Annotated in this window: 9 protein-coding genes; 4 read left to right on the top strand and 5 right to left on the bottom strand. The window is 47.3% G+C overall.

Translation table 11 applies throughout. From position 1 onward, the window contains the following. Positions 1-116: 116 nt before the first annotated feature. Entirely contained in the window at positions 117-551 is a 435-nt protein-coding gene (locus H6F50_RS22345; RefSeq protein WP_190410892.1) for a hypothetical protein, read from the top strand. A 96-nt stretch (positions 552-647) separates the two neighbouring features. On the opposite strand, the gene H6F50_RS22340 is transcribed toward H6F50_RS22345, so the two are convergent. The 3 genes from H6F50_RS22340 to upp all read right to left on the bottom strand — a co-directional run bounded on the left by H6F50_RS22340 (position 648) and on the right by upp (position 2,258). Continuing rightward, complete coding sequence (locus tag H6F50_RS22340) at positions 648-929, bottom strand: YggT family protein (protein WP_190410467.1); 282 nt, start codon at positions 927-929, stop codon at positions 648-650. Positions 930-1,007: 78 nt separating this feature from the next. Beyond that, positions 1,008-1,403, bottom strand: coding sequence for a hypothetical protein (locus H6F50_RS22335; RefSeq protein ID WP_190410466.1), 396 nt, complete (start codon positions 1,401-1,403; stop codon positions 1,008-1,010). A 204-nt stretch (positions 1,404-1,607) separates the two neighbouring features. Further along, positions 1,608-2,258: a uracil phosphoribosyltransferase gene (gene upp, locus H6F50_RS22330; protein ID WP_190430395.1), complete on the bottom strand. Its 651-nt coding sequence runs from the start codon at positions 2,256-2,258 to the stop codon at positions 1,608-1,610. Between the two features lie 490 nt (positions 2,259-2,748). On the opposite strand from upp, the gene crtH reads away from it, so the two are divergent. Then, on the top strand, positions 2,749-4,272 hold the full coding sequence (gene crtH / locus H6F50_RS22325; RefSeq protein WP_190430394.1) for a carotenoid isomerase: 1,524 nt from the start codon (positions 2,749-2,751) through the stop codon (positions 4,270-4,272). A gap of 79 nt (positions 4,273-4,351) precedes the next feature. On the opposite strand, the gene H6F50_RS22320 is transcribed toward crtH, so the two are convergent. Both H6F50_RS22320 and H6F50_RS22315 read right to left on the bottom strand, forming a co-directional pair. After that, on the bottom strand, positions 4,352-4,699 hold the full coding sequence (locus H6F50_RS22320; protein ID WP_190430393.1) for a type II toxin-antitoxin system PemK/MazF family toxin: 348 nt from the start codon (positions 4,697-4,699) through the stop codon (positions 4,352-4,354). After that, positions 4,699-4,905 (bottom strand): hypothetical protein, encoded by a 207-nt coding sequence (locus tag H6F50_RS22315; RefSeq protein ID WP_190430392.1) that lies wholly within the window; start codon positions 4,903-4,905, stop codon positions 4,699-4,701. Before H6F50_RS22315 ends, H6F50_RS22320 begins: the two co-directional genes overlap by 1 nt. A 209-nt stretch (positions 4,906-5,114) precedes the next feature. Between H6F50_RS22315 and H6F50_RS22310 the strand changes: the two genes are divergently transcribed. After that, the gene (locus H6F50_RS22310) at positions 5,115-6,428 is read left to right on the top strand and encodes a pentapeptide repeat-containing protein (RefSeq protein ID WP_190410463.1); all 1,314 of its coding nucleotides are present in this window, start codon (positions 5,115-5,117) and stop codon (positions 6,426-6,428) included. Positions 6,429-6,687: 259 nt separating this feature from the next. Continuing rightward, positions 6,688-7,520, top strand: an 833-nt coding sequence (locus H6F50_RS22305) for a glycosyltransferase family 2 protein (RefSeq protein ID WP_190430391.1), incomplete at its 3' end; no start/stop codon positions are given.

Below are 7,520 nucleotides of genomic sequence, written 5' to 3'. Positions count from 1 at the left end.
AGGGCGATCCCCTATTATCGCAGAATTGTCAAGATATCCCGAAGCTCCTGTTTGACTAGATTCGCGCTAAGCTGAGGGGTGAAGTTCCCAAAAAACCTGAAGTCATGGTACGGTTTATGCGATTTCGAGCTGTGTCTATTTTTTTCATCTCTTGCCTTATCGGAGTTGTGAACTTGCTGTTTACTCCTCCGGCTTTGGCATTGACACAGATTAAACTGTCTGAACTTTCCTACCATGACTGCCCATCTGAGTTAGCAGATGGGGCGGTTATGAGTACCGGCGCTTCCAGAGCCGCGAGTTGCTACATTGTTACCGGCAAAGCTCAAAATGACTCTGATAAATATGTCTACAACGCCGATATTTTTGGTCGCATTTACGACGCGAATGGCGACTCGGTAATGCAAAACCGAACGCGCCTCGGTTCGATCGAAGAAGTGCCGCCTGGAGTCAGCGATTTTGAACTCAGGATCTCGGTTGCTGCAAACCAGCCGACACCCTTGCAGCTCAAGCAATTCAAAGCCGCTGGATTTAACGGTACAGTCCGCCGTTAACAAGTCCGCACGCTAACAAATCCGCCGTTAACATCTGATTGCAAGGATTTTAGATTATAGATTCCCTCCAAAATCCAAATCTAAAATCCTTTGACCCTAAAAACCCGGAGTGAATTGAATGCTGGAGAACAATCCAGCCAGAATTTGCAGCACAAAAATCGCTAAAATCGGGGAGATATCCAGACCACCCAACGGCGGAATAATCGAGCGAAAAAGGTTGAGGTAAGGGTCTGTAATTGGACTCAAGGTAGAAGCTATCTGGTTCATCCAATTGACTGTCGGAAACCAAGTTAAAAGAATCCGTACAATCAATATGAACATATACATGTTCAGAAAAGTGGAGATCGTATTGATCAGTAATTCGGCTGAAGAATTCATCGGTGTTGAAGGTTCCTTGTTAAAATTGGTGAACGCTTGAAACTTGAAGACAGTTTAACGGATTTACCGGATTGAAACTTAGGAATCTTGATTAAGCGATGTTCCTAGGGAACGACCCCTTTCAGAAATTCGTGCTGTATCTGAGGAAGAAAATCGCTCCCGCTCTAGTTCTGTACTTTTGCCATTTACATTGCCTAGCTGTGTCCGGACTTCATCAATTGCTGCATTTAACTGAGCAATTTTATCCTCTAAGCCTCGCCGTGCAAATTCAATACTCTCTGAATCCTTTAGCTGACGCTTTTTCCCCTTGCTCAACTTCGCTTCTGACGAGCCAGGATTGAGCAGAGAGGCGTCAGTTGTGTCAGTTTCGGACGCGCGTCCAGAAGCAACCAGCGCTCCGACAATTCCACCGACTAGACCGCCAACTATCGTTCCAGCCAGAAATCCACTGCCAAAACTATCGCGCTGACTCATCTTAAAATTACCGTTGTTTTTTTTCTTGTTGCAACTGTTTTCAGGTTAACTTTTTGCTGACCTCGATGCCTACCAGTCTAAGGAGTCATCTGTTCAGTTGTCAGTCGTCCTAAGTAAGAAATCTGAACACAGATTTCTTCTTTGATTGCTCATCTTTTGGATACCGCTTTGGATACCGCTTTGGATACCGCTTTGGATACCGCGTCAGGTGCCAAACGTGCGATCGCCTGCATCTCCCAGCCCCGGTACAATATACCCGTGGCTGTTCAAACCCTCATCAATCATTGCCGTATAGACAACCAAGCCCGGATACGCGACAGAAAGCTGTTGCAGGGCGGGTGGCGCTGCTACAACCGAAATAATCCGCATTAAAGCTGGGTCAACGCCTCGCTGTGTCAGTTCTGCGATCGCCCTCATCATGGTTCCACCCGTCGCCAGCATCGGATCGCAAATTAAAACCCGCGTTTGAGGGTCAAGCCGTTCCGGCAATTTATTCAGATAACAGCTAACTTCCAGGGTTGTCTCATCCCGCACCAAACCGATATGGTAAATCGACGCCAAAGGCAGCAACGTCTGCGCCCCATCTAATAACCCCAATCCTGCCCGTAAAATCGGCACCACAACCAGTGGCACCTCTGGATTGATAAATGTAGCCGGACATTCAGCCAGGGGCGTCTGTACGGTTGTTTCTATCGTCGGCAACCATTCTCTAGTTGCCTCATAAGTCAGCCAGCGCCCCAGTTCCGTCATCGCGCTTTTAAACAGCACCGATGGCGTCGCAGCATCACGAGCAACAGCCAGCCAATGTTTAATCAGTGGATGGGGAGGAACATAGACACGCAGTTGGAGAGTCATAGTTGCGATTTTGGCAGTCAGATGCCAGCTCAAAGACCTGACCTATCATAGAACCTCCTGGGATGTCTGAAAACCCAGAATCAATCTGGGTTCGGTTTCTTTGTCACCAAACCCCACGCCAAAAGCATTTGTGGGGTAACGAAAAGCCCACAATTCCAACTAACTTGGTTTTTTCTATTGAAAATAACTTGCAATAGTATTGACATCTATTTTCAACAAGGCTATATTTATTTTCAGTGTTCTCCTCTCATTAAGGATCGGCAGGTGGGGCTGGTTAGCAGTAGCAAGCTAGTCCCCATTTTTTTTAAGAGGCAAGACACAAGCCCAATAAAAGCAGCCTTTAGCTCATGCAGTCGCTCATATGAGTCTGGTGAGATAAATTAGACACCAAAGGGCTTGAGTTATTGGTTGAGTTGTTGGCAGCGGGGCATTTTTGTGTTAATCCCTAATAGGGATTGAAATGAGTAAAATTTTCCCTTACTGCTGCCTCATGCCTTCAACTACCGTTAAATCTCCAACTGCACAAACGTTTGATGCCATCGTGATTGGCTCTGGAATTGGAGGGCTGGTGACAGCCACCCAACTGGCAGCGAAAGGCGCTCAAGTTCTCGTACTGGAAAGCTACTTAATTCCAGGTGGCAGTGCCGGATATTTTGAGCGGCAGGGATATCGGTTTGACGTAGGGGCGTCGATGATTTTTGGGTTTGGGACTCAGGGCACCACCAATCTGCTCACCCGCGCTCTAGATGCTGTGAATGTCAGTCTGGAAACCATCCCCGATTCCGTCCAGATTCACTACCATCTTCCCGCCGGTTTGGATCCAAAAGTTCATCGCAATTATGAGAAGTTTTTGCAAGAACTCACTGCCTACTTCCCCCACGAACGGGAAGGGATTCGACGCTTCTACGACGAATGCTGGAAAGTTTTCAACTGCCTGAATGCGATGGAATTGCTGTCGTTGGAAGAACCCCGGTATCTGACACGGGCATTTTTTCAGCATCCCTTAGCGTGTCTCGGCTTGGTAAAGTATTTGCCTCAAAATGCTGGTGATATTGCAAGGCGATACATCAAAGACCCGCAGCTACTGAAGTTTATCGACATGGAGTGCTACTGCTGGTCAGTTGTCCCCGCTGACCGGACACCGATGATTAATGCAGGGATGGTGTTCTCAGACCGGCACTACGGCGGCATTAACTATCCTAAAGGGGGTGTAGGACAAATCGCCCAAAAACTGGTGGAGGGACTGGAAAAAGCTGGGGGACAGATTCAGTACAAAGCCAAGGTGACAAAAATTATTACCCAAGAAGGTCGAGCGGTAGGCGTCGAGTTGGCAAATGGGAAAGTCTATGAAGCCAAGCGGATTATTTCCAATGCAACGCGCTGGGATACTTTCGAGAAGTTACTGCCAGCGGAAGAAATACCAGCGGCTGAGAAGAAGTGGCAAAATCGTTATCAAAAATCGCCGGGTTTCTTAAGTTTGCACTTAGGCGTTAAGGCAGATGTGCTGCCGCTGGGTACGGACTGTCACCACATTTTGCTAGAAGATTGGCAGAAGATGGAAGCGGCGCAAGGCACGATCTTTTTGTCAATTCCTACGTTACTCGATCCGGATTTAGCACCAGAAGGTCATCATATTCTGCACGCCTTTACCCCTGATTGGATTGAAAATTGGCAGGGACTTTCTTCTAGCGAATATGAACAGAAAAAGGAAGAGGCAGCAGGACGAATCATTGAGCGGCTAGAGAAGATTTTCCCCGGTTTAGATGCAGGGTTAGATTATCTGGAAGTCGGGACGCCCCGCACGCATCGGCGCTTTTTAGGTCGTGCAGATGGTACGTATGGCCCAATTCCTAGAAACAAGTTATTAGGACTATTGGGAATGCCATTCAATCGAACTGCGATTTCGGGACTTTATTGTGTGGGAGACAGTACGTTTCCAGGGCAGGGTTTAAATGCGGTGGCATTTTCTGGTTTTGCTTGTGCCCATCGCGTGGCGGTAGATTTGGGGTTGTAAGGGTTTTATCGAACCCCAGACGACTCCCTAGGGCGCAGAGGAAAGAAAACAGCGGATTTCTGGCTGCTGATTGCACAAGTTACATTATTTGAAATGCCCGAATCATCACTTCGTTCAATTGTTGCATTTGCAGAATACCCAACTCTCCTAAGCGTCTGATGATTAATCTACGTTCAAGGGTAGCAATTCGAGTTACCCTAACTTTAGAAGAAACTAGCAATCCCGTGCTGGAAAATTCTGCGTCTGAAATATTGAGAGCAAATTCTTCAAGACTTAAGCTGGTGGCATTTTGAGAGGAAATGAAGCAAAGAGTCACTTCATCTATTGCAGAACTTGCCGTCAGCACTAACGCAGGACGTAATTTTGTTGTACTTAAGTCTGTAAAGGGAAAATTAACTAGGACAATATCTCCTTTTTTAAGTCTCACTAGATTGCTTCTCCATCATCGAGGGTGTAAATATCAGGTTCATCGTGGAGAAAATCAAAAGCTCCTCCGCTTTGTGCAAGGTGCGCTAATTCAAGGGTTGAAGGGTAGGGTATATTGCTAAATAGTTTTTCTTCAAGTAGCGATCGCTCATCCGGTGGCAGAGATAAAATAACTTGGACTAGGGATTCAACTAATTGGGTATTCATGAATTATTCTCCTGGTTTCTGTTGAGTTGCTTGTTTTATGATAGCGATCGCGTCTTTCTCGAACTACAGGGAAAAGAGGAAACAGAGCCATCGCATTCAGCGCCATTTGCCCTTAACACTTGCCTGCTCTATTAGATAAAATCTTGTTGACTGCCGCAGCCGCTACCATAAAGCATGGGTTTACTGCGCCTGCTTGACGAATTAACACAATGACGACAGAGCCTAATCCTTCCCAGTCCAATTCACCGTCAAACGCTCAAGATAGTGGCAATGGTAACAGACCTGCTGTGAACAGCCCGTCGCAGATGCAATCGCTGACACCGTCCGGACGGAACCAATACGAGCAACATTTGGCTACCATGCCGCGATCGCTGGTGCTGTCCAAAAAGAATCCAGTTGTTCCGCAAGGAACGCCCATCGTCCTGATAGCGATCGCCTTAGTCATCCTAGGGTTAGCGATTAATAACTTCTGGATCGGGATATCAGGAGCGATCGTGGGGCTAGTCGTATCGCTGCGGATGCTATGGCTTGGTTTGGAACCCGTGCTGGATGAGATGCTACCGCCAAAACAGCGAGCTGTCATCGTCGCCATCGTCGGAACAATTTTATCGCTCATCAGCTTGCTCAAGTTCTCTGGTATCAACCAAAACATCGGCAAGTGGTTAAACCAGCAAAAATGGGACGAACTCGGTTCCCTGGCAGAATGGACAGGAGCTGTAGGGCAAATTTTCATTGCCGTCATCGCCGTATACGTGGCGTGGCGACAGTACATTATTTCCAGAGACTTGACCATTCAGCAAAACTCCCTGACGATTCAGCAAAACCTGATTACTCAGCAGCAGACGATCGATACTTATTTTCAGGGGATCTCCGACCTAGTATTAGATGAAGAAGGACTGCTCGAAGATTGGCCTCAAGAGCGGTTACTAGCCGAAGGGCGCACCGCCGCTATCTTGAGCAGTGTAGACGCCAGCGGGAAAGCCAAAATTCTGCGGTTCTTGTCCAGTTCTAAATTGCTAACTCCCCTAGAACGCGATCGCCGCCTAGGTCGAGCTATCTTTGACGGACTGGGAGGCTATGCAGAAGACCGCGTCAACGGCGTGCGCGTTATCGACTTAGGAGTCATGTTAGCGAAGGCAGATTTGTCTGGCACCGACTTGCGCCGCACAGACTTAAGCGAAGCCAATCTTGTTGGTGCTAACTTAAGCAATTGCGATTTAGTCAAGGCTAATTTCTCTCGCACCATCTTGTATGAAGCGAATCTTGCCGGTGCCGATTTCAAAGCCACCCGCTTGTTCTATGGTCCGGGGGAAACTGCGACCCCTCGCACTCATACTCAACCTCCCTACGCTAACTACAAAACAGGTGCTTATACGGGCGCTGTAGTAGAAAATGCCGACTTCACCGACGTTGAGGGACTCTCGGAAGAACTGCGCCAATATTGTTGTGCTTGGGGTGGCGAAAAAACCAGAGCCACAATTCCCGGTGGTTGCGAAGGCATTCCTAACAAATTGGAACGATAATTCGTAGCTGTTAGCGATTAGTCATTAAATAGAGGGACTTAATTATTTGCCGGATGAGTAGGGCGACTAAGCGTTACTCATCAAACCTTATCAATGTATGGTTTTATCCCTCAATCCAAACGACAAAATGACAGGGTTAAATTCAGTTATCCTACTTAGTCATCAGTCCTTTGCGATTGACGAAGAGCGAATAAGTAATGACACTTGACCAATGACAGCGATTCACTAAAAGTTATTGGCGAATCGTTAACAGCTAATTATGAACCCCAAATATTCCTTCATTATTCCCATCTACAACGAAGAGAAAAGCATCCCCGAACTTTATCGGCGGATGAGTGCGGTGATGGAGCGGCTAGATGCCCCAACGGAGCTAATTTTAGTCAACGATGGCAGTCGCGATCGCTCTTTACAAATGCTGCGCGAATTGCATGAAAAAGACCCGCGAGTTTGCTACTTAAGCCTTGCCCGTAATTTCGGTCATCAGATTGCTGTCACCGCAGGTCTTAATTTTGTTCGGGGTGAAGCAATTGTTATCCTTGATGCCGACTTACAAGATCCCCCAGAATTAATTCCAGACATGGTGGAAAAATGGCAACAAGGCTATCAAGTCGTCTATGCTCAGCGCATCAAACGCCACAAAGAAGGCTGGTTCAAGCGCTTCACCGCCTATGTGTTTTATCGTCTTCTCAAGCGTCTGGCAAATGTAGACATTCCTACCGATACAGGCGATTTCTGTCTAATGGATCGACAAGTCGCAGATATCCTTAATTCGATGCCTGAGCGCAATCGTTATATCCGGGGACTGCGTTCTTGGGTAGGCTTTCCCCAAACCGCCGTCTACTTCGAGCGTCACCCCCGCTTTGCTGGCGAGGTGCAGTACACTTTCAGTAAATCTTTGTCATTGGCAGTGAATGGATTAGTCTCCTTCTCAAAAGTACCGCTGCGGCTATCTACTTATGTCGGCTTATTCGCGGCAGCGATCGCTCTGGTGATGGCGATATTAGTTCTGTATTGGCGCATTTTTGTCCCCAATTCTCCTTTAACCGGGTTTACCCTGATTCTGGTAGCAATTTTCTTTCTCGGTGCCGTGCA

Origin of the sequence: Coleofasciculus sp. FACHB-712 (genome assembly GCF_014695635.1) — a bacterium.
Lineage (GTDB): Bacteria > Cyanobacteriota > Cyanobacteriia > Cyanobacteriales > FACHB-T130 > FACHB-T130.
Note: the sequence above shows the minus strand (reverse complement) of the source record. Positions and strands in the feature narration are given on the sequence as shown.

Coding starts and splice junctions, on each gene's coding strand:
- H6F50_RS22345 (WP_190410892.1), top strand. CDS start 117: ATGCGATTTCGAGCTGTGTCTATTTTTTTCATCTCTTGCCTTATCGGA.
- H6F50_RS22340 (WP_190410467.1), bottom strand. CDS start 929: ATGAATTCTTCAGCCGAATTACTGATCAATACGATCTCCACTTTTCTG.
- H6F50_RS22335 (WP_190410466.1), bottom strand. CDS start 1,403: ATGAGTCAGCGCGATAGTTTTGGCAGTGGATTTCTGGCTGGAACGATA.
- upp (WP_190430395.1), bottom strand. CDS start 2,258: ATGACTCTCCAACTGCGTGTCTATGTTCCTCCCCATCCACTGATTAAA.
- crtH (WP_190430394.1), top strand. CDS start 2,749: ATGCCTTCAACTACCGTTAAATCTCCAACTGCACAAACGTTTGATGCC.
- H6F50_RS22315 (WP_190430392.1), bottom strand. CDS start 4,905: ATGAATACCCAATTAGTTGAATCCCTAGTCCAAGTTATTTTATCTCTG.
- H6F50_RS22310 (WP_190410463.1), top strand. CDS start 5,115: ATGACGACAGAGCCTAATCCTTCCCAGTCCAATTCACCGTCAAACGCT.